Consider the following 20,038-nt stretch of genomic DNA (forward strand, 5'->3'; position numbering starts at 1 on the left):
GTTGGCTTAGCCCTCCGTCGTGGTGGTCTCAGCCGGTGCGTGGTACTTCGGCATCGAGATCTCTGCCGTCCGGCTGAACTCCTGCGTGATCGCATCATTCTGCTTGAAGGTCATCAGGCTGACGACAATCGCAACGACGAGGTTCGCGATGAAGCCCGGGATGATCTCGTAGGTCTGCGCGACCCACGACTCAGCGCCGAACCAGGTGGCTCCGAACTGACCCCACAGGTACGCCACAACAGCGCCCGTAATCAGGCCGGAGAGCGCACCCCAGTTGCTGAGCTTCTTCCAGAACAGCGCCAGCAGGATGACCGGGCCGAATGCTGAGCCGAATCCTGCCCACGCGAACCCGACGAGGTCGAGAATGCTCTTGGAGGGGTTGAGCGCGAGCAGCACGGCGATGATGGCGACGACGAGAACGCCGAGGCGTCCGAATGTCACGTAGGTCTTCTCCTTGATGCGGTTCACACCACCGGTCTTCTCGGCGACCATCTTGTAGAGGTCCTCGACAAGAGCGGATGACGTGACGACGAGCTGGGAGGAGATCGTTGACATGATCGCCGCAAGCACCGCAGCCAGCACCAGTCCCGCGATGAACGGGTGGAACAGAACCTGCGCGAGATCGAGGAATACAGTCTCGCCCGATTTCGCGTCCGTCGGTGCCCCTCCGGTGTTGTGGTAGTACGAAATACCAATCAGCGCTGTGGCAATGGAGCCGAGAACCGTGAGGATCATCCAGCCGATGCCGATCCGGCGACCAGCTGTGGCGTCTTGAGGGCTCTTCAGCGCCATGAACCGGACGATGATGTGCGGCTGACCGAAGTACCCGAGGCCCCAGGCTGCGGCGGAGATGATCCCGAGCGCGGTTCCGCCCGACACGAGGTTAAGCAGGTTCGGGTCGATGTCGACGATGGTGTTAACAACGGTTGACGGACCGCCGGCGTTGATCACGGCGACAATCGGAACGGCGATCAGCGCCGCCAGCATCAGCACCCCCTGCGCGACGTCGGTGAGTGTCGCACCGAGGAACCCGCCGAACAACGTGTAGATCATGGTGATCACGGCGACGAGGAGCATGCCCCAGACGTAGTTGACGCCGAAGCTCGACTCGAAGAACTTGCCGGCAGCGACCATTCCGCTCGAGACGTAGAAGGTGAAGAACACCAGGATGATGACACCGCAGACGATCCGCAGTGCACGAGAATTGTCTCGCAGGCGGTGTTCGAGGAAGCTCGGGATCGTAATCGAGTTTCCCGCGACTTCCGTGTACGCGCGCAGACGCGGTGCGACGAACTTCCAGTTCAGCCACGCTCCGATCGTGAGACCGATCGCGATCCAGGCCTCGACAAGGCCAGAAATGTAGATCGCCCCCGGCAGGCCCATGAGCAGCCAGCCGGACATATCCGAGGCGCCGGCGCTCAGCGCCGCGACCCCCGGTTTCAAGCCTCGGCCAGCGAGCATGTACTCGTCGAGATTGTTCCTGGTCTTGCGATACGCGAACCAGCCGATAGTGAGCATTCCCGCGAAATAGAGAATGATGGCGATTGTCTGGAACACTTGATCCGACATATTGCTCCTCGGGTTGTGCACCTCACGCCAATGTGAGGATGTCTCCACTATGCCAGAGGAATTCCCGAGTGCGGGCCCTCAAATGGGTGTCATCTCCACGTTTTCGACGCAAGTCTCGTGGTGTGGTGGCGGCGCGCGCGTGTCAGAATCTCGCCGTCATCAGGTGCTCGATAACGTCGGGCCTCTTCACACGCAACACATTAGCCTAGCGAGAACCTGAGAATTCACGAAACTCTCCGTCAATTAGCAAGCGATTTCCAGGTTTGCTATGGTTGCCGAGGCGCGTGGGTTCGCAGTCGGATGCCGTCACCAGCCGGGTGGCGTGAGCAGACTGCTGAGCCGCGCAGCGCACACCCGCTCTGACACTCGGGTCGTGCTGATTCGCGACGCCGGAATGCGAATCCCTCCGTCAACGACGGATGATCAATGCTGCTCGCCCATGGGCAAGCACAGAACTCAGTGCGGTCCCGGCACCGCAGCGGAAGGAATGACACGACACGTGGATGACCTGGACATCAATCAGCTCGGAGGGTCGCTGACAATCGGCCTCCTGATCCTCTTCTTCGGCGGCACACTCGTCATGTCAGTAGCGATCAGCCGCAAGAAGGAAAACGCCGATGGGTACATGACGGCGGGCAACAAGATCGGCTTCGGCATCTCAGCGGCGTCAATGACGGCTACCTGGATCTGGGCCTCCTCGATGTACGCCTCGGCGACGTCCGGTTACACCTACGGCATCTCGGGCCCCATCCACTACGGACTCTGGGGCGCCCTCATGATCCTGCTGATCTACCCGTTCGGTCGCCGCATTCGTGCCGTCGCCCCGCGCGCACACACCATGGCCGAGGTCATGCACGCCCGCCACGGACGCTCGAGTCAGCTCATGCTCGCGGGGTCGAACGTGCTTGGCAGCCTCATCAGTCTGACCTCCAACTTCATCGCCGGCGGTGCGCTCGTCTCAATGCTCTCTCCCTTCTCATTCGGGCAGGGCATTCTGATCATCGCCGCGGGCGTGCTGCTCTACACCCTGTGGTCCGGGTTCCGCGCCTCTGTGCTGACGGACTTCGCCCAAGTACTCGCGATGCTCGGCGCCGTGGTCATCATCATCCCTGCCGTGTTCTTCCTCGCCGGCGGCCCATCGATGTTCGTCGAGGGCGCGAAGAACCTCACCCCGCAGCAGGGCAACTTCTTCTCCTCCGACGCCTTCCTCAACCAGGGCGCGCCCTACATTGCCGCGGTTCTTGCGTACGCGATCGGCAACCAGACGATCGCGCAGCGTCTCTTCGCCGTCCGCGAGGATCTCATTAAGAAGACCTTCGTGACGGCGACCGTCGGTTACGGAGCGACCATCATCGGTATCGGGATGCTGGGGGTCATGGCCCTGTATTTGGGCATCGAGCCCCTCGGCGGCGACCCGAACAACCTGATCCCGCAGATCGCGGCGACGTTCCTCGGGCCGGTTCTGCTCTGCCTGTTCTTCGTCATGATCATCGGATCGCTCGCCTCAACCGCAGATTCCGATCTCGCCGCGCTGTCGTCGATCATGATGGCCGACGTCTACGGTCAGAATGTCGCGGGCAAGAAGAAGGCGAACCCCAAGACGATGCTGCTCGTCGGCCGCATCACCATGATCGTCGCGACGGGTGCCGCGCTGTACTTCGCCAGCGGGCAGATGAACATCCTCGACCTGCTCGTGTTCGTCGGCGCACTGTGGGGCGCTCTCGTCTTCCCCGTGATCGCGAGCTTCTACTGGAAGAAGGTGACGAACCTCGCATTCTCGGTGGCCGTGATCACGGCGCTGGTCGTGTTCATTCCCGTGCGCTTCGAATGGATCTCGATGGCGGGGGTCACGGGCATCCTCTTCGACATCCTGTCTGTCATCGGCATCGGCATCGTGCTCGGGCTCATGGCGTTCGGGTTCTTCGGCAAGAAGACGGCGTTCATCGTGGCGATTGTCGCGATCGCGGCATCCGCCCCCTTCGGCATCGGGTTCCTGCACAACTACGCTGTGCTCTCGGGATCGCTCGTTGCATACTCGGTGAGCACGATCGTCTGCGTGCTTCTCTCGTTCCGCAGCTCGATGAACTTCGACTTCGATCTCATCAAGGTGCGCACGGGCGACTTCGATCCGGAGGATCCGGCGGCGGAGATGCTCGACACGGTGACCCCGGTCGCCGATGACGGGCACGACGCCGACGCTTCAGGTACTGCCCCCGATTCCGACGACGAATCCGCCGACACGGCGCGACGCTAAGGAGCCCTCATGGACATCGTTCTGCTCACCATCTACGTTTTGATCTGGCCGCTCATCGTCGCCGGAGTTCTGTACTACATCGCCAGTGCGTTCTTTCGCGAGTGGCGGGAGGCTCGCCGTGAAGGCCGCCGCCTGATCTAGCGAGACTCGCACTTCGACGGCGCCGCCGTCATCGACGAACTCAAACTTTCGCTCGATGACGGCGGCGCTTTCGCTTGCGAGAGTGGGGGTATCGCACACGTTGAGGAGCATCATGAAGCGTTTGTTCTGGGCCGCCGCAGCATCCACTTTTCTGGGTCTCGCCTCGGGACTCTTTTACCGGGAGTTCACGAAGGAGCTCGGGACCACGGCCGATTCGCAGCTCAGCGTGGTGCACACGCACCTGCTCGCGCTCGGCGCTCTCGTCTTTCTCATCGTGCTCGTGCTCGAGAAGGTCTTCACGCTCTCAGCGAGCCCGCTGTTCGGCTGGTTCTTCGCGGTCTACAGTGCAGGGCTCATCATTTCGACGAGCGGGATGCTGGTGAACGGCGTCGTGACGCTGACGGGCGGCGACGCGGGAGCAGCGATTGCGGGCGTCGCGGGGATGGGCCATGTGATTCTGACCATCGGGTTCGGACTGCTCTTTGGGTCGTTAGGTTCTCGCATCCTCATGCGGAAGGATGCCAAGCACGACGCTGAACTGCAGCACAGCTGAGCCGTAGCGTAGCTGATCGGTGGCGACGTGACCGGGAAGGGCGTCGCCGCACAGCGGCACCGTTCGCCGAGTGCCCTGGCGAGTTTCAATGCACCGGTGGCCAGGGGACGTGCGATGCACAGGTGCCCTAGCGACGTTCGATGCCGGGGTGCCCAGGGGAGGTTCGATGTCGAGGTGCCCAGGGGTCGTTCGCTGCCGAGGCGTCCTGGGGAGGTTCGATGCACAACGGTGCTCGGCCGAGGGACACCAAGCCCAGGGGAGGTCTGGGCGCTCGGACGGCCTGACACACGAGCAATTCCAATGCGCGCCAATCCGATGCGTACTAATCCAATGCGCACCAACAGCTCGGCCCAACAGTTCCGTGACACGGATTCCGACCGGCAATTCTGTTAAACGGGTACCGGCAGGCATTTCAGTTACGCGGGTTCTGACCGACGATTCCGTCACTCGTGAGTCGTCCAATGCGCACAGACTATCCAATGCGTACGAGCTGTCGGACGCTCCGACCGTCAGAACGGCGGGTCGTCGTCCTCGTATTCGGGACTCGCCTCCAACGATTCCTCACGATGTGATTCAGGAGAAGGAGAGCCGTCTCGAGTTGGGCCGTCACGCGGAGGGTCTTCACGCGGACGGTCGTCGCCGGACGGCAGCCCATCATCAGAGGGCCCGGTGCGTTGTCGGGCGAGCGCAACGTCAGGCTCGGTCACGAACGTATTGCCCATCGGGCTGGTCCACGTCAGGCGCCCTTCAGCATCTTGCTCAGCACTCCATAGGGTGCTGTGTTTGAGCGTGTGGTGTTTTCGACAGAAATACGCGAGGTTCGAGATCTTCGTCTCGCCGCCGTATTGCCAGTCTTCCGTATGGTCGATGTCGCACCACACTGCCTTGCGGTTGCACCCGGGAAATCGACACGTGCTGTCACGCACGTGGAGCGCACGCGCAAGGTCGGCAGGAACACGGTAGCTGTCGCGCCCAACCGACATAACAGCTCCGGTCTCGGGGTGAGTGAGCAGCCTCGAAAACGACGGCGCGTTGGCAGCGAGCGCCTTCGCCATCTCGGGATCGATCGGGCCATAGCCGTCAAGGTTCGCAGCGTCACTTGTCTGATCCAGAAGACTGAGCACAGGTACGGTAACCAGCACCGTCGGGCGGATGGAACGACGACGGTCACCGACTCCAAGCGCAGAGCGGAGGCCGCGTCCGGCGAATACATCGACACGACATGCACGAACGTGAGCTCTGGCGGATGTCACGACATCGTGAAGCAGCACCTCAGCAATCGATTCGTTCGTGTCCAGCTCAACTCCGCCGGCGCGTCGTCTCTCAGCGACAGCAAGCCTGAGGGCACGGTCGAACGTTACCTCTTCAGCGGCTGTGCCCTGGCTCAACGAACCGTTATCGGGGTCGACCGAAACCGGTAGACCTTCGGAACGACGTTGCTTTCGGTGACGCTTCCGCTGCTCACGCCGCCACGCTGAGATCTCATTCCGCCTTCGGGGAGGACGCGTGTAGAAGACTGAGCCTCGCATGCGGACGGCATCGATGCCTCGCATCACCGTGATGGACTCACGAGCACCATTCGCCTCATTCGGCCCACCCTCGTCTTGCTGCTCGTCGTTCGACGGCGCTTCAGGAGTGAGTGGCGGAGTATCGACGCCCGGCCGCGGGTCGATGAATCCCGACACCGTGGCATCGGCGAACACGTCCGCCGCGATCTGGGGTAGAGAGCGTGTTTCACCGGCCGCCTGCAACCCTCTCGCTGTCTCCATCGTGGCGTTGTAGATGGCCGTCGCAACATCTGCTGTGTGAACGAGCTCGACGGACGCCATGCCATCGTGCAGCGGCTGATAGGTGACATTCCGGCCGTCTTCAGCCCTCTTCCGGCGAACCACAATCGACTCGGGGTGCATTTTTTCACGCGTGACGCGCGCAGTTCGCGAGAACTGAGCCGGGGTCTGCGTCTTTGCACGTGGCACAACCGCTGCTTCGAAACCAGCGGCCGCATCACGCGGCAGTGACCACGACTGATCAACAATGCGACGTGCGTGATGGTGCGAAATATCACCGACGGCGAGCGCCGCTCGCGTCTGCGGAAGATCGCGCTGCAGCGTGGTCGCCTCTTCAATCTGTGTGCGCATCGTCGACTCGGGAACGCGCATCATGACGGCCGCCTCGGCGACGAATGCCCGAAATCCGAGCTCGTCGACCCGTGCAGGTGTTTTCGACTCAGAATCGAGAACGACGACCTCGGCTGCTGACTCGGCGAGCTTCCGTGCAGCGTCGAGGACTGCCGTGCGGCGCTCCTGCGCCCGGGCGATGTCGCGATCGATACGCGCCACTTCTTCGAGCGCAAGGCTCGACAGGCTCAAGCGGTCAGCCCCCGCAGAGCGCCCTCGTGCATGAAAAAGAGGGGCATCGTCGGGCTTGTCGCCCTCAGGTGCAGCATCCTCGTTTTCCATGCCTCAATTGTAGCAAGTTTCGAAGCTTTGTTCGAGTATTTATGAGAAATTTTTCCTTTTCTGGTCGCATTCTGGTCGCGAAACCACCTCGACCCGCGGAGACTCTGTTTTTATTCGACCACTGCCGCCAGCAGGCCCATTACCTCGGCTGGGTAAAGGGGAAGCCGCTCGCCGCTGTCGTCGAACGGGCGCCAGACGACGGGAACAACCGAACCGTCGCTCTCAGTGAGGGTCGCATCCATGGCCGCCGGCTCGGGATCAAGACGGCCGGTATACACGAAGACAATTTCGTGGCCGGCTTCGCCGTCGATCTGAAAGATGTTCTCCACCACACCGAGGTACCGCAGATCACGAATCGTGGCCGAGAGTTCTTCGCTCACCTCACGCTCAACAGCAGCTCTGTGTGTCTCGCCAAACTCGACGCTTCCGCCGATGAGCCGATGGAATCCGCCCGGATTCTCCGCCGTCGGTGCATTGAGACTGACCGCGTGAGCTGTCCCCTCGCCATTAGGAGCGATGAGCATGGCCTTGACCCGGATGTAGCTTCGATCGATCGACATTCGATCATGGTATTCCGACTGGGCAATCATGACGACTGCTGCGGCAGCTCGCTGAGCCCGTGACGCACGTCCACATCACCTTCGGACGAATCTCGCTCTCACCCTCACCTCTACCCAGCCCCGAGGGCATCCCAACGTTTCAATTTATTCGTATATCTCTTCGAGTTATTCTCGTCAGCCCTATCTGTCCCGCGTTCGATGCAGAGCCGTTCGATCTCTCTGCGAAGATCGTGCCTTGACCGTGACGCGGCGTCAGGGTTCACGATTGTGCCTATGACCAACGCCACTGACGCCACCGACAACAACACTGGAACTGGAACTGGAACTGGAACTGGAACTGGAACCGGAACCGGAACCGGAACCGGGACTGGGACTGGGACTGGGACCGGCACCGAAACCGACAACAACGAATCCGCGCCCTTCTACAGCGCATTCGAGATCAGCCCTGTGCCGGAGCCAGGTCCTGATGCCACACCTCCCGAGGTGTATCGCGGCATCTACGGCATGCCCATGTTCGTCACGATTCCGACGGCTGATCTGACAGCATCCGTCGATTTCTGGACTCGCGGGCTTGGCTTCATCGACCTGTTCTCCCTCCACGGCCAGCTCTCGCATATGCGCCGCTGGGCGTTTCAAGACGCGCTTCTCGTCGCCGGCGAACCCGCTGCTGGAACGCCCGCGATGACCGTGAGTTTCTCGTGCGTGCTGAGCGAACTCGACGGGATTTCAGAGGCTTGCGAAGAGCTCGCCCCGGGCTGCACCACCGGGCCGCGCGCCATGCCCTGGCCAACCGTGGACCTCGAGGTGCGCACACCGGAGAACACACGCGTGATCGTCACGGCAGCCCGCGGTGTCGAGCCAGCCAGCAGGGAAGCATCCCAGTTGGCATCCGAGGGGTACCTTATTCCGGACGCGGGTGCGAACGGGTAAGAACGAGTAAGACTGGATGCTGTGAGAAGAACGCCACACGATGGCTCCGGGGTTCCGCCCAGAGAAGTGACACACACGAGACCGGATGCTGTGAGCAGACACACTGACAACGACCACGCCGTGCAGGGCGACGATGAGCAGCGCGAGGGCCTGACCATCGGTGCCGTCGCGCGGCGGACCGGTGTGACGGTGCGCACGCTGCACCACTGGGAGGCCGTGGGTCTGGTGAGCGCGAGCGAACGTTCGCCCGCCGGATACCGTCTGTACACCGCCGCCGACGCCGCTCGCATACACCGCGCTCTGATCTATCGCGAACTCGGCCTGCCCCTCGAAAGAATTCGCGAGGTGCTCGATTCCGGGGCAGCGCCCACAGCCCAGACCCTGCGCGATCAACGCAACCAGCTTGACGAACGCATCAGCGAGCTGCAGCGCATGCGCCATGCACTCGACCGCATGATCGAGGTGATCGACGCCGGACTCCCCCTGACCGCCGACGAGCAAATACGGATCTTCGGCGACGACTGGAACCCGGACTGGACGCGCCAGGCTCGCGAGAAGTGGGGAGACAGCAAGCAATGGACGCAGTATGCCGAGCGTGCCGTCGGCCGCGACCTGACCGACTGGGAGCAGATCGCAGAACAGACACACGCGCTCGACGCAACGCTCGCCTCAGCGTGTGCTCGCGGCGTTCTCGCAGGCAGCTCAGAGGCAAACGCCCTTGTCGATGCGCACAGAGAATCGATGAATCGATACTTCGAGTGCACGATCTCGATGCAGGTGTGCATCGGGCACATGTACGCCAATGATCCGGGTTTCCGCGCACACTTCGACGGTGCGGCGCCGGGCCTCGCCGTCTGGCTGCGTGACGCGATCGATGCGAACGCCCGAGCGCATGGCATTGACCCCGAGACGGCCACGTGGGAATGAGCCTGTCGACGAGGCGAGCCCAGGTCCGAGAATCACCTGGGACCGGATGCTGGAGCACCCCGCCCTGCGTCGAGGCCACGATACGCTGACTCAGAGTCCGCGAAAGACGCGCAGGCAAACGCCGCGGCGCATCGCACGGCAATGCGGCGCAACGCACCGAGTTGCGGAACACTGAGCCTTTGCCCCGCAGAGTCTTCGCCCGCAGAGTCTTCGCGCCCCAGAGGAAGGATCCCCGTGACCGAGTCGATGACCGATTCGCCGCCTGCCGACGGAGTCGTCGTCGACGGCGTCGCGCGATCCTTCGGCAGCGTGCACGCTGTTCGCCAGGCAAGCTTCACGGCACGCTCAGGCAGCATTACCGGTCTTGTCGGCCCGAACGGCGCGGGCAAGACCACCCTTCTGCTGATGCTCGCAACCCTGCTGCGGCCGGATGCGGGCAGCATCCGCATTGCCGGAATCGACCCGGTCGCCGACCCCGTCGCCGTGCGCGCTCTCATCGGGTGGATGCCGGACACACTCGGAACCTGGTCGTCACTGAGCCCACGCACCGCACTCACCACGATCGGCCGCATGTATAACCTCGACGTGCAGGCAGCCCGCCGTCGCGCCTCTGAACTTCTCGCCACGGTCGGGCTCACCCACCTCGCCGACCGGCCGGCCCGCGTGCTCTCACGGGGGCAGAAGCAGCGCCTCAGCCTCGCTCGCGCGCTCGTGCATTCCCCGCGCGTTCTCCTTCTCGACGAACCCGCCTCGGGCCTCGACCCGGCAGCGCGCACCGAGTTGCGCGCCCTGCTGCGCCGCATCGCCGATGACGGGGCGACCATCCTCATCTCCAGCCACGAGCTCGCCGAGCTCGAAGTAATCTCGGATGCTGCCGTCTACATGTCCGCCGGGCTCACGGCGTCGAGCGACGCCCTGACCCACGCGGCGACCACAACGCGACAGTGGCGTATTCGCGCGCTGGGCGACGCTCCGCTCGCGACGGCGCTGCAGCAGATCGGCGTCGCACCCGAGAACATCGCCACAGACAACCGCGGAACCCTCGTGAGCGTCACGGGCGACGCCGACGCCGCCCAGCTCCTGTCCGCGCTCGTCGCCGCCGGCACCGCGGTCACATCGTTCGCGCCCGCGGTCGGCGACTTCGAGCACACCTTCCTCGACCTCACGAAGAACAGCGCAGCTGACCAGCATCCTGAACCCGGCCCCGAGGGAGCAGCACAGTGAACCTCTTCCGCGGCCTCGGCCTCATCATCGGTCTTGAACTTCGTCAGCGTGTGCGCGGTGTCGCCTGGTACGTGCTGATCGGCGTCTTCGTCGCACTCGTCGCCATTGTCACGCTGCTGCTGTGGTTCACGACGCACACCTGGTCAACCGACGGAGCCGATGGCGCCGGCGGGTGGCTGTACTCGCTGATCATCTACTTCGTGCTGCTGCTCGGCACGCTCGCGACACCGGCGCTCAGCGGCAATGCCGTCAACGGCGAGAGGGATGCTGGAACACTCGCGACCACGCAGGTGACACTCGTGTCCACGACGCAGATCGTGCTGGGCAAGTTCGTTGCCGCCTGGATCGCCTCGCTCGCTTTTCTCGTCGCGAGCCTGCCGTTCGTCATCGTCGCGTTCGTGCTCGGCAACCTCGATGTCGGCACCGTCGTCGTCTCGTTCCTCGTGCTGGCAGCTGAGCTGGGCGTTCTCGCGGCGATCGGCGTGGCCCTGTCGGCTATCGTCACGCGCCCGCTGTTCTCGATTGTGCTCAGCTATCTCGTGGTCGCCGCCCTCAGCGTGGGGACGCTCATCGCGTTTGGGCTCTTGGGATCGGTGACGACGTCGACGGCGACCGAGACGTACATCGGGTTCGAGGCCGACGAGTACGACGATGCGACGGGCGAGCCGATCGATCCCGTCTGCCAAGAGCCCCGAACACACACGTATGACGTGCCACGCTTCGACTACTACTGGGGAATTCTCGCGGCGAACCCGTATGTCGTGATCGCGGATGCTGCGCCCGGAGGCTTCGACACACACGGCACACCGACAAACCTGTTCAGCGCGTTGTCGAGTGGCGTTCGCTCTCTGCAGACGCCGCCCGTCCTCGACAGCGTCCGCGATATCTGCAATGGCGGCGCACCCGGGGCGACATATCTCGCCGATCAGCCGACGCCCGAGGAGGTGCACGATGCCGCGGTGCCGAGCTGGTTCGTCGGCCTCGGCATCCACGTTCTTGTCGCCGCGGGTGCCCTGTGGTGGGCGATCGCGCGCACACGAACACCGGCGAAGCGCCTCCCGACGGGCAGCCGCGTCGCCTGAGCGCGCACTGTTTAGGTCAGCAACGCTGCTCGAACACGCCTTCCTCAAGCTCATCGATGCGTGGAATCGTCCGCAGAGAGCGGGTCATCCACATCGTGACTGCCGCGAGGCCCGCGGTTGTCGCTGACACTGCGAGTGGCACCACAGCGCCGAATCGGTCGTAAAGCACCCCCGCAGCGAGCGACCCGACAGGCATGAGGATCATTCCCGGCACCCCTGTTGCCGCGACAATGCGCCCCACGAGGTGCTCGGGAGTGATCGCCGTCGTATAGGCACCGACCGCAGCATTGAACGACGGAAGCGGCAGCGCCGCAAGAACGAGCACGGCGCAGGTCACCCAGAAGGAGGCGTGCGTGACGACGATGGCGACCTGCCCCATCGCGAAGACGCCAATGCCGAAGATACCCAGCGCTCCGAGCCGAAAGCGAGACGACAGCGGGCCGGCGAGGGCGGCTCCACACAGCATCCCCACACCAAACGCACTCGAGAAGATGCCGATCAACAGCGGGCTCACGCCGGTGTCTTGGTAATACGCGATGAGCGTGAGCGGCAGTGCGACAACCGGGAAGTTCGCGATTCCGGTGACGATGGCGATCCCGCGCAGCCCCGAATCGCGAATGACGATCCGAAACCCCTCGATGACGTCGCCGAGGAACGTCGCGTTTCGATGCTCGCGCTCCTGTGCCGGACGCCGAGGAGTCACGATCGTCGCCAGCAGGTGAAGCATCGTCTGGATCGCAAACGGGACGAAAGATGCTGCGGCAACAAGCGCCCCTGCGACAGGGCCGCCGGCCAAGCCTGCCGCGGCTTCGCGCCCCTGCCCCACCGCCGTGGCGCGCCCGAACTGCTCCTGAGGCACGAGGGCCTTTAACAGGGCGAACTCGCTGGGGCCGTCCAACCCCGAAGCGGCACCGGCAACGGTCGCCCCGACAAGCACAAGCGGCACGAGAAGGTCTGGGGTGAGGGTGGCTACGAGCACGAGCGCCCAGCCGCACGCCTGAACGAGCGACGACAGTCGCAGAGTGCGGTCGGCACGCAGCCGGTCAGTGATCGCACCGCCAATGACCTGCATCACGACGAGCGCGGCGGACGAGCAGAACAGTGCCGCACCAGCGAGCGTCGCTGATTCGGTCGAGAGGAGCACGACAAGCGGAAGGGCGACAGTCCCCATCGCCGACGACAGCTCGTTCGACACCTTGGCGACGACAAGCCTCTGAAACTGTCGATTTCGACGCAGCGGCATCTGCTCTGAGCCCATACCAGCCGTATTTTAGGCGCGCAGCCCAGCCATCAGCACATCGAGAAACGTGCCGCGATGCTCGGGCGACCCCAGGCGCACGGCGTGCTCCATGCCGCAGATGAGGTGCTCGATCTGCTCGACCGACAAGTCTGGTCGCACCACACCACTCCGCCTCGCACGATCGAGAACCGTCGTGAACGTCGCAAAGATCTCGCGCTTCATCTCGCGCACAGACGAATCTTCATCGTCGGGCGAGAGGAGCACAGCCTGCAGACCGCCGTTCTCAAGCTGAAGCTGGAGAGCGGCGCCCACGAATGCCCGCAGAGCCGTCGCGTCATCCGACTCGGCTGCAGCGTCGCGGCTGATCGTCACCATCGCACTCAGCGTCTCCGCCGCGAGCGCCTCGGTGAGCGCATGCGCAGTGGGGAAGTGTCGGTAGACCGTTCCGACCCCGACGCCGGCTTCGCGCGCGATGTGATTGAAACGAAGATCAGACGGATCCTCACGGCGAGCTACATCGAGAATGCGCTCCCTGCTGCGTGCAGCATCCGATCGAAGTGCGGCCATGCCCCAAGCGTACAGATAAGCGGATGAAGTATCCAGTTTGTGTTACGTTAAACGGATACTTCATCCGCTTCACGAGGAGGCGTCATGCCCTGGAACCCCGAACGCATCCCCGACCAGACCGGTCGCACCATCGCCATCACCGGCGCGACCGCCGGCATCGGCTACTTCGCCGCCGAGCAGCTGGCCGAGGCCGGAGCCCACGTCGTTCTCGCCTCGCGGTCCGCAAAGAAGCTCGGCACGGCAACAGCATCCATTCACTCTCGCGTCCCCGATGCCCACCTGGATTCCGTCGCCGTCGACCTCACATCGCTGGACTCGATCGCGAACGCCGCGGATGCGCTGGCGGCGCTGCCTCGTCTCGACGGCATCCTGCTCAACGCTGGCGTGATGACCGCCACGCGAGGAGAGAAGACGGTTGACGGGCTTCCGGTCATGATGGCCAGCCACGCCATCGGGAACTTTGCCCTCATCGCCCGACTTCTGCCCACGCTTGCTGACGCGCCGGACGGGCAGAATGCTCGCATCGTGCACACATCAACCGGTTTCGTGCGTCGCGTCCGCCTGTCGGTTGATGACCTCACGCGCGCACCCTGGCCGTCGATCGCCGCCTATACCCAGGCGAAAACCGCGACAGAAGTGTTCGCGTTCGAGCTCGATCGCCGACTGCGCGCTGCCGGGCTCCCCGTGTCGTCGCTGGTCACGCACCCCGGGGTTGGTGTGGACGCGAAGACGCCGATCCGCCCCGGCATTCGAGATGCGACGACCCACTACCAGCGCAACCCCTATACGCCATGGGCGCAGGGAAAGGATGCTGCCGCATGGTCGGCCGTGCGCGCGCTCACCGACCCCGCGGCAGCCGGCGGCGAGTACTACGGCCCTGAAGAAGGCATCCGCGGGCTTCCGGTTTTGCTCGAGCCGCTGGAACGGACGGCTCGGCCCGAGGGAGATCTCAGCGCCCGCGTGTGGGACCAGCTCGAACGGCTCTCTGGGGTGCACGCGCTCGTGTGACGCGGGCACGGGACCGCGTGACTCGGGCGCGCTGCCTGCGCTCGCACAGCGTCAGCCCGATCGACGCGAGCACGATGACGAGAAGTGCACCGGCGCCGATCAGCGCCACGTTGTGCTCGATCGAGCTCATGGCACCGAACATCCACGCGAGCACGGCCGTTCCTGCGACTGCGGCGGCGACCGTCGCCCACCCGATACGCGCACGCGAGCGAGGCGAGTGACGCAGCGGACCGACGACGAGTGCCGCGGCTACCCCCGCCACAAGCCCGATGATTGCGCCGGCGGCAGAGCCGATCAGTCCGTAGATGATCGCGATGTCGGGCACCAGCTCGGCATGCAGCATCATGCTTTCGATGAGCGTGCCGACAAGCACATACAGACCTGCCGCCACAGCTCCGCCGATCATCGCGCCGAGCACCATAGTCACGATTCGCAGGGGCCGCCACATGCCTCAAGTATGCGTGGAGCTGCTGACAGTTCATGCTCACGCGTTGCCGACGACCCGCTAGCCTAATATGATTAGGTAAATGCCAATGAAGTGAAGGTATCCTCATGCGCATCGGACTCACGCCCGAACGAGTGGTTGATACCGCTCTCGAGCTCGCAGACGCCTCGGGGCTACAGAACGTCACGATGACAGGCGTCGCACAGTACGCGGGAGTCAAGACGGCGAGCCTCTACGCTCACGTTCGCGACCTCAACGATCTGAAGACGCGGATGGCCCTGAGCTCACTTGACGAGTTGGCCGACCACGCCGCAGAAGCACTCGCTGGGCGAGCGGGAAAGAACGCGCTCGCGGCACTCGGCAACACCTACCGTGACTATGCGCGAGCGCATCCTGGCCGCTATGCCGCAACACGCATTCCACTCGACCACACGTCGGCGGCGACCGGAGGCGGGCCGCGAAACACCGACCTCACCGGTGCCGTGCTGCGCGAGTACCAGCTGCCCGAGGCGGAGCGGCCGCATGCCACACGTGTGCTGGGCGCCACATTTCACGGCTTCATCTCACTTGAGCAGAGCGGCTCATTCAGCCACAGCTCCCCGGGCAGCGACGTTAGTTGGCAGCGCACCATCGATGCGCTCGACGCGATGCTGCGGCACTGGCCGGAACCCTCGCACACATTGAACGCCTCACACAACGAAAACCCAGCATGACAACAGCAGATCACACCACCACCGCACCGATCTCAACGCCGATCGCCGCTCCACTCGTGCACGGCGCGCACGCACTGGAGCCCGGCACGCACGGGCTGCGACCGCACCGCCTGCCCGCGTGGGCACGACGCCAGGCGGCGGACCCTCAGCTCTACATGGTCGAAGCGCAGCCTTCGGGCGTGCGACTGGTGTTCGACACCGTGGCGACGAACATCACGCTCGAGGCGAGCGCCACTCGATTCGGCTATCGGGGCGTACCAGCACGCCCGCACGGCATCTTCGATCTCACGGTCAACGGTGCCCTCACGGCCAGCGCATCGCTGACATGGGCGACGGTCGTCACAATCGATATGCAGACGGGCGAGCGCAGTGTTGACGAGAGCACGCCCGAGCGCATCCGGTTCGAGGGGCTGACCAAGGGCGAGAAGCGCGTCGAGATCTGGCTTCCGCACAACGAGACTGTCGACCTCGTCGCTCTGCACACGAACTCCCCAGTGCGAGCAGTGACAGACGAGCGACCGGTCTGGCTGCATCACGGCAGCTCGATCAGCCACGGGTCGAACGCGACGCACCCGACGGGGATCTGGCCGGTGATCGCGGCGCAGGCCCTCGACCTCAACCTCGTGAACCTCGGGCTCGGCGGCAGCGCGCTGCTCGACCCGTTCATCGCCCGCACGATCAGGGACGCCCCTGCAGACCTCATCAGCGTGAAGCTCGGCATCAACATCGCGAATGCCGATCTGATGCGAATGCGCGCCTTCAGGGCTGCAGTGCACGGGTTCCTCGACACGATCCGCGACGGTCACCCCTCGACTCCGCTGCTCGTCGTCTCGTCTGTCGCCGCGCCGATCCAGGAGAACACGCCAGGGCCCATCAGCTTTGACCTCGAGGCGCTTGCCAGCGGCGACATGCAGTACCGCGCCCTCGGCGACCCAGCCGAGGTTGCGGCCGGCAAACTCACGCTCACCGTGATCCGAGAGACGCTGGCCTCGATCGTCGCCGAGCGCTCCATCGACGACCCGAACCTGCGCTACATCAACGGTCTCGATCTGTATGGACTCGAGGATTCTGACGAGCATCCTCTGCTCGATAATCTGCATCCGGATGCCGCGACACACCGCCTCATCGGCGAGAGATTCGCGACCCTGGGATGGCCGAACTGAGCGCTGACCCGACTGCCGCTGGCCAATGAGATTCAGGGGCGGCAGTCGGGTCATTTCTCGTCGCCGTCAGCCGACGAGGGCGTGCCGTTGAGCGGCGATGGCGCGACCGTGCTCGATCGCCAGCTGCTCGGCGCCGGCCTTGATCTCTGCAGCCTGGTCGGCGAACTGATCCATCGCCGGGTTGACGCCGACGAGAGTGAACGGCCGGTGTACAACACGCAGATCGGCACCCCAGACATCGCGGAAGACGCGCTCGAGCCACGGCGTGGAGTGGTCCCAGCCCTCCTTGGGCGTGCCGGGGTTGTAGTTGCCTCCGAGCACCGTCGTGAGCACGGCAGGCTTGCCCTTCAGCGCTCCCCCGGCGATGCGCGGGTCTGCATAGGTGACGTCGTACCAGCTCTTCACATGAGCGGCGACTCCCCAGTTATAGAGCGGAATCGCCAGCAGCAGGGCATCCGCGCTAATCAGTTCGTCAGCGAGTTCGGCCGAACGGGCCAGTGCGTCGTTGTGCGCCGGGCCGCGCTCGCCCTCGGGAATGAACCCGCTGGTCACAACATCACGCCATAGGGTGGCGGGCAGCGGTTCGCTGCCGATATCGCGACGCGTCACAACCGAGTCGGGGTGCTCCGCAGACCACTCCGCTTCGACCAGGTCGGCCAGAGCTCTGCTCTGGGATGCGGCGGGCATGATGCTGGCGTCAAGGCGAAACAGCGTCATAATTAGTTTCCAACTCCTCTGAACTAAGAAAAACAAAGTGACTTGGAAAACAATAGCACGTAAGATGGGGTGCATGATCGACGCCGAATCCGAGACCCGCATGTGCGACGCCGCGATCACGCTTGCCTTCTCTGTGCTGGGCAAGCGCTGGAACGGCATGATCCTCGCCGTGCTCGGCCAAGGCAGCTCATCGTTCGTCGGGTTGCGCACAGCCGTCAGCGGCATCAGTGACACCGTGCTCTCGGATCGCCTTGCTCAGCTCGTCGGGGCCGGAGTCGTGAGCCGGAATGTCTCAAAGGGCCCGCCGATATCGGTCAGCTATCAGCTCACAGACGCGGGCATGGAGATCGTGCCGATCATCGAATCACTCGGCGACTGGGCGATGCGCAATCTGCGACCGCACCGCTGAGCGGCTCGACTGCGGCGCGGCGGCCGGACCACCGAGCGCCCTCGCTCCCAAAGAAGCCAGTGCCAGCAACACCGGCGACAGCTCTCATGCCGGCGTGACTGTCGACTCCGCACCAAGCGCCTCCTGCGCTTCCATGAGACGCAGGGCCCGCTCGACCTTGTCGACGTCACGCACAGCACCCTTGTCGGCAGACAGCGCCATCGCGGCATAGGCACGCAGCGCCGGCGAGACGACGCGCTCGCGATCACGGGGCGCGAATCCGCCAGTGGCCAGCAGTGCACGGCGGCGCTCGGCAAGAACGTCATCAGAGACATCGAGCGACATCGCCCGGTTCGGAATGTCGATCGAGATCGTGTCGCCGTCTTCGACAAGCGCAATGAGACCACCGGATGCTGCCTCGGGCGAGATGTGCCCGATCGAGAGCCCCGATGTTCCGCCCGAGAAACGTCCATCGGTGATGAGCGCACACTGCTTGCCGAGCCCGCGGCCCTTCAGGAACGACGTCGGATACAGCATCTCCTGCATGCCGGGCCCACCCTTGGGGCCCTCGTAGCGAATCACAACCACGTCGCCGGCGCCCACCTCTTTCGCGAGGATCTTCTGCACGGCCTCGTCCTGCGACTCGCACACCACGGCGGGGCCAGAGAACGTCCAAATCGACTCGTCGACCCCCGCCGTCTTCACAACAGCCCCGTTCACAGCGAGATTGCCGCGCAGAACAGCGAGCCCACCGTCGGCCGAATACGCGTGCTCGATGTCGTGGATGCAGCCCTCGAGCGCATCCGTGTCAAGATCGGCCCAGCGCTCCGACTGGCTGAACGCCGTCGACGAGCGCTTTCCGCCCGGCGCCGCGTACCAGAGGTCAAGCGCCTCCTGTGTCAGGCCGGCCCCATCGGATGCTGCGCCACCACGCACATCCCACGCATCCAGCCACTCGGCCAACGAGGGAGAGTGCACGCTGTGCACGTTCTCGTTGAGGAGCCCGCCGCGGCGCAGCTCGCCGAGGATCGCCGGGATTCCGCCCGCGCGGTGCACGTCTTCCATGTAATAGGTGCGGCCGTTCGCAACGTTGGGCGCCACCTTCGCCAGACACGGCACGCGCCGCGACACCGCATCGATCTGGTCGAGACCGAACTCAACTCCCGCCTCGTGCGCCGCCGCCAACAGGTGCAGGATCGTGTTTGTCGACCCGCCCATGGCGATGTCGAGCGACATGGCGTTCTCGAAGGCTTCGGGGGTTGCTATGGCACGCGGCAGCACCGACTCGTCGTCGCCGTCGTAGTAGCGCGTCGCGATGTCGACGACCGTCTTGCCGGCGTTCTCGTACAGTGCCTTGCGCGCCGTGTGCGTGGCCAGCACCGACCCGTTGCCTGGCAGCGAGAGGCCCATGGCCTCGGTGAGGCAGTTCATCGAGTTCGCGGTGAACATTCCCGAGCACGAACCGCATGTGGGGCACGCGCTCTCTTCGATGCGCAGCATGTCGGCATCCGAGATGTTCTCGTTGACGGCATCCGAAATCGCATCGACGAGGTCGAGCGAGCGCACCGATCCGTCGACGAGCGTCGCGCGGCCCGACTCCATGGGGCCACCCGAGACGAAGACAGTCGGAATGTTGAGGCGCAGCGCGGCCATCAGCATCCCCGGGGTGATCTTGTCGCAGTTCGAGATACACACGAGCGCGTCGGCGCAGTGCGCGTTGACCATGTACTCGACCGAGTCGGCGATGAGATCGCGGCTGGGCAGCGAGTAGAGCATGCCCGAGTGACCCATGGCGATGCCGTCGTCCACAGCGATCGAGTTGAACTCGCGTGCGATGCCGCCCGCGTCGTTGATCGCCTGCGACACGATGCGCCCGACCGGCTGCAGGTGCGTGTGCCCGGGAACGAACTCGGTGAAGCTGTTCGCGACGGCGACGATCGGCTTGCCGAAATCGCTTCCCTTCACGCCGGCAGCGCGCAGCAGTGCGCGGGCCCCGGCCATGTTTCGCCCGTTGGTGACTGTTCGTGAACGCAGGTGTGGCATGAGACCATGTTGGCCGCGGATGCCGCCGCGCGGAAGTTGCCGTTGGCACTAGTAC

19 protein-coding genes are annotated in these 20,038 nt (G+C 64.2%); 11 read left to right on the plus strand and 8 right to left on the minus strand.

Translation table 11 applies throughout. From position 1 onward, the window contains the following. Positions 1 to 6: 6 nt before the first annotated feature. Positions 7 to 1,569: a sodium/proline symporter PutP gene (gene putP, locus OK352_RS02895; RefSeq protein ID WP_265139886.1), complete on the minus strand. Its 1,563-nt coding sequence runs from the start codon at positions 1,567 to 1,569 to the stop codon at positions 7 to 9. A 580-nt stretch (positions 1,570 to 2,149) separates the two neighbouring features. Between putP and OK352_RS02900 the strand changes: the two genes are divergently transcribed. From OK352_RS02900 to OK352_RS02910, 3 genes are all read left to right on the plus strand, one after another. After that, the gene (locus OK352_RS02900; RefSeq protein WP_265140269.1) at positions 2,150 to 3,823 is read left to right on the plus strand and encodes a sodium:solute symporter family protein; all 1,674 of its coding nucleotides are present in this window, start codon (positions 2,150 to 2,152) and stop codon (positions 3,821 to 3,823) included. Positions 3,824 to 3,832: 9 nt separating this feature from the next. Further along, positions 3,833 to 3,964 (plus strand): putative transporter small subunit, encoded by a 132-nt coding sequence (locus tag OK352_RS02905; protein WP_265139887.1) that lies wholly within the window; start codon positions 3,833 to 3,835, stop codon positions 3,962 to 3,964. Positions 3,965 to 4,076: 112 nt separating this feature from the next. Further along, the gene (locus OK352_RS02910) at positions 4,077 to 4,517 is read left to right on the plus strand and encodes a DUF2871 family protein (protein WP_265139888.1); all 441 of its coding nucleotides are present in this window, start codon (positions 4,077 to 4,079) and stop codon (positions 4,515 to 4,517) included. 509 nt (positions 4,518 to 5,026) lie between these two features. On the opposite strand, the gene OK352_RS02915 is transcribed toward OK352_RS02910, so the two are convergent. Then, positions 5,027 to 6,976, minus strand: a complete 1,950-nt coding sequence (locus tag OK352_RS02915; RefSeq protein WP_265139889.1) for an HNH endonuclease signature motif containing protein — start codon at positions 6,974 to 6,976, stop codon at positions 5,027 to 5,029. 110 nt (positions 6,977 to 7,086) lie between these two features. After that, the gene (locus OK352_RS02920; protein WP_265139890.1) at positions 7,087 to 7,536 is read right to left on the minus strand and encodes an NUDIX hydrolase; all 450 of its coding nucleotides are present in this window, start codon (positions 7,534 to 7,536) and stop codon (positions 7,087 to 7,089) included. A gap of 273 nt (positions 7,537 to 7,809) precedes the next feature. Between OK352_RS02920 and OK352_RS02925 the strand changes: the two genes are divergently transcribed. The 4 genes from OK352_RS02925 (at position 7,810) to OK352_RS02940 (ending at position 11,699) form a co-directional block, all read left to right on the plus strand. Then, a complete protein-coding gene (locus OK352_RS02925) occupies positions 7,810 to 8,466 on the plus strand; it encodes a VOC family protein (protein WP_265139891.1) in 657 nt (218 codons plus the stop codon). Between the two features lie 90 nt (positions 8,467 to 8,556). Beyond that, positions 8,557 to 9,393 (plus strand): MerR family transcriptional regulator, encoded by an 837-nt coding sequence (locus tag OK352_RS02930; protein ID WP_265139892.1) that lies wholly within the window; start codon positions 8,557 to 8,559, stop codon positions 9,391 to 9,393. A gap of 246 nt (positions 9,394 to 9,639) precedes the next feature. Then, on the plus strand, positions 9,640 to 10,617 hold the full coding sequence (locus OK352_RS02935) for an ABC transporter ATP-binding protein (protein WP_265140271.1): 978 nt from the start codon (positions 9,640 to 9,642) through the stop codon (positions 10,615 to 10,617). Continuing rightward, complete coding sequence (locus OK352_RS02940) at positions 10,614 to 11,699, plus strand: ABC transporter permease (protein ID WP_265139893.1); 1,086 nt, start codon at positions 10,614 to 10,616, stop codon at positions 11,697 to 11,699. Before OK352_RS02935 ends, OK352_RS02940 begins: the two co-directional genes overlap by 4 nt. Before the next feature lie 16 nt (positions 11,700 to 11,715). Here the strand turns inward: OK352_RS02940 and OK352_RS02945 are convergent, their stop codons facing one another. Then, positions 11,716 to 12,957: an MFS transporter gene (locus OK352_RS02945; protein ID WP_265139894.1), complete on the minus strand. Its 1,242-nt coding sequence runs from the start codon at positions 12,955 to 12,957 to the stop codon at positions 11,716 to 11,718. 12 nt (positions 12,958 to 12,969) lie between these two features. Beyond that, complete coding sequence (locus OK352_RS02950; RefSeq protein WP_265139895.1) at positions 12,970 to 13,506, minus strand: TetR/AcrR family transcriptional regulator; 537 nt, start codon at positions 13,504 to 13,506, stop codon at positions 12,970 to 12,972. Positions 13,507 to 13,590: 84 nt separating this feature from the next. Between OK352_RS02950 and OK352_RS02955 the strand changes: the two genes are divergently transcribed. Further along, positions 13,591 to 14,514: an SDR family NAD(P)-dependent oxidoreductase gene (locus OK352_RS02955; RefSeq protein ID WP_265139896.1), complete on the plus strand. Its 924-nt coding sequence runs from the start codon at positions 13,591 to 13,593 to the stop codon at positions 14,512 to 14,514. Here OK352_RS02955 and OK352_RS02960 read toward each other — a convergent pair. Beyond that, the gene (locus OK352_RS02960; protein WP_265139897.1) at positions 14,456 to 14,962 is read right to left on the minus strand and encodes a hypothetical protein; all 507 of its coding nucleotides are present in this window, start codon (positions 14,960 to 14,962) and stop codon (positions 14,456 to 14,458) included. The two genes, OK352_RS02955 and OK352_RS02960, sit on opposite strands and share 59 nt — an antisense overlap. A gap of 104 nt (positions 14,963 to 15,066) precedes the next feature. Between OK352_RS02960 and OK352_RS02965 the strand changes: the two genes are divergently transcribed. Together OK352_RS02965 and OK352_RS02970 are read left to right on the plus strand one after the other, a co-directional pair. Further along, entirely contained in the window at positions 15,067 to 15,672 is a 606-nt protein-coding gene (locus tag OK352_RS02965) for a TetR/AcrR family transcriptional regulator (RefSeq protein ID WP_265139898.1), read from the plus strand. Continuing rightward, entirely contained in the window at positions 15,669 to 16,835 is a 1,167-nt protein-coding gene (locus OK352_RS02970; protein WP_265139899.1) for an SGNH/GDSL hydrolase family protein, read from the plus strand. The genes OK352_RS02965 and OK352_RS02970 overlap by 4 nt, the downstream gene beginning before the upstream one ends. Positions 16,836 to 16,901: 66 nt before the next feature. On the opposite strand, the gene OK352_RS02975 is transcribed toward OK352_RS02970, so the two are convergent. After that, positions 16,902 to 17,552: an FMN-dependent NADH-azoreductase gene (locus tag OK352_RS02975; RefSeq protein WP_265139900.1), complete on the minus strand. Its 651-nt coding sequence runs from the start codon at positions 17,550 to 17,552 to the stop codon at positions 16,902 to 16,904. A 73-nt stretch (positions 17,553 to 17,625) separates the two neighbouring features. Between OK352_RS02975 and OK352_RS02980 the strand changes: the two genes are divergently transcribed. Continuing rightward, positions 17,626 to 17,961, plus strand: a complete 336-nt coding sequence (locus OK352_RS02980; protein ID WP_265139901.1) for a winged helix-turn-helix transcriptional regulator — start codon at positions 17,626 to 17,628, stop codon at positions 17,959 to 17,961. 84 nt (positions 17,962 to 18,045) lie between these two features. Here OK352_RS02980 and ilvD read toward each other — a convergent pair whose 3' ends face one another. Then, on the minus strand, positions 18,046 to 19,983 hold the full coding sequence (ilvD, locus tag OK352_RS02985) for a dihydroxy-acid dehydratase (protein ID WP_265139902.1): 1,938 nt from the start codon (positions 19,981 to 19,983) through the stop codon (positions 18,046 to 18,048). Positions 19,984 to 20,038 lie beyond the last annotated feature (55 nt).

The organism is Microbacterium sp. MPKO10 (assembly GCF_026107415.2).
Lineage (GTDB): Bacteria > Actinomycetota > Actinomycetes > Actinomycetales > Microbacteriaceae > Paramicrobacterium.

Bases quoted from the DNA above. Each gene is read 5' to 3' on its own strand.
- ilvD (WP_265139902.1), bottom strand. From the start codon at position 19,983: ATGCCACACCTGCGTTCACGAACAGTCACCAACGGGCGAAACATGGCC.
- putP (WP_265139886.1), bottom strand. From the start codon at position 1,569: ATGTCGGATCAAGTGTTCCAGACAATCGCCATCATTCTCTATTTCGCG.
- OK352_RS02960 (WP_265139897.1), bottom strand. From the start codon at position 14,962: ATGTGGCGGCCCCTGCGAATCGTGACTATGGTGCTCGGCGCGATGATC.
- OK352_RS02975 (WP_265139900.1), bottom strand. From the start codon at position 17,552: ATGACGCTGTTTCGCCTTGACGCCAGCATCATGCCCGCCGCATCCCAG.
- OK352_RS02965 (WP_265139898.1), top strand. From the start codon at position 15,067: ATGCGCATCGGACTCACGCCCGAACGAGTGGTTGATACCGCTCTCGAG.
- OK352_RS02925 (WP_265139891.1), top strand. From the start codon at position 7,810: ATGACCAACGCCACTGACGCCACCGACAACAACACTGGAACTGGAACT.
- OK352_RS02950 (WP_265139895.1), bottom strand. From the start codon at position 13,506: ATGGCCGCACTTCGATCGGATGCTGCACGCAGCAGGGAGCGCATTCTC.
- OK352_RS02915 (WP_265139889.1), bottom strand. From the start codon at position 6,976: ATGGAAAACGAGGATGCTGCACCTGAGGGCGACAAGCCCGACGATGCC.
- OK352_RS02970 (WP_265139899.1), top strand. From the start codon at position 15,669: ATGACAACAGCAGATCACACCACCACCGCACCGATCTCAACGCCGATC.
- OK352_RS02905 (WP_265139887.1), top strand. From the start codon at position 3,833: ATGGACATCGTTCTGCTCACCATCTACGTTTTGATCTGGCCGCTCATC.
- OK352_RS02955 (WP_265139896.1), top strand. From the start codon at position 13,591: ATGCCCTGGAACCCCGAACGCATCCCCGACCAGACCGGTCGCACCATC.
- OK352_RS02910 (WP_265139888.1), top strand. From the start codon at position 4,077: ATGAAGCGTTTGTTCTGGGCCGCCGCAGCATCCACTTTTCTGGGTCTC.
- OK352_RS02935 (WP_265140271.1), top strand. From the start codon at position 9,640: ATGACCGATTCGCCGCCTGCCGACGGAGTCGTCGTCGACGGCGTCGCG.
- OK352_RS02900 (WP_265140269.1), top strand. From the start codon at position 2,150: ATGTCAGTAGCGATCAGCCGCAAGAAGGAAAACGCCGATGGGTACATG.
- OK352_RS02945 (WP_265139894.1), bottom strand. From the start codon at position 12,957: ATGGGCTCAGAGCAGATGCCGCTGCGTCGAAATCGACAGTTTCAGAGG.
- OK352_RS02920 (WP_265139890.1), bottom strand. From the start codon at position 7,536: ATGTCGATCGATCGAAGCTACATCCGGGTCAAGGCCATGCTCATCGCT.
- OK352_RS02980 (WP_265139901.1), top strand. From the start codon at position 17,626: ATGATCGACGCCGAATCCGAGACCCGCATGTGCGACGCCGCGATCACG.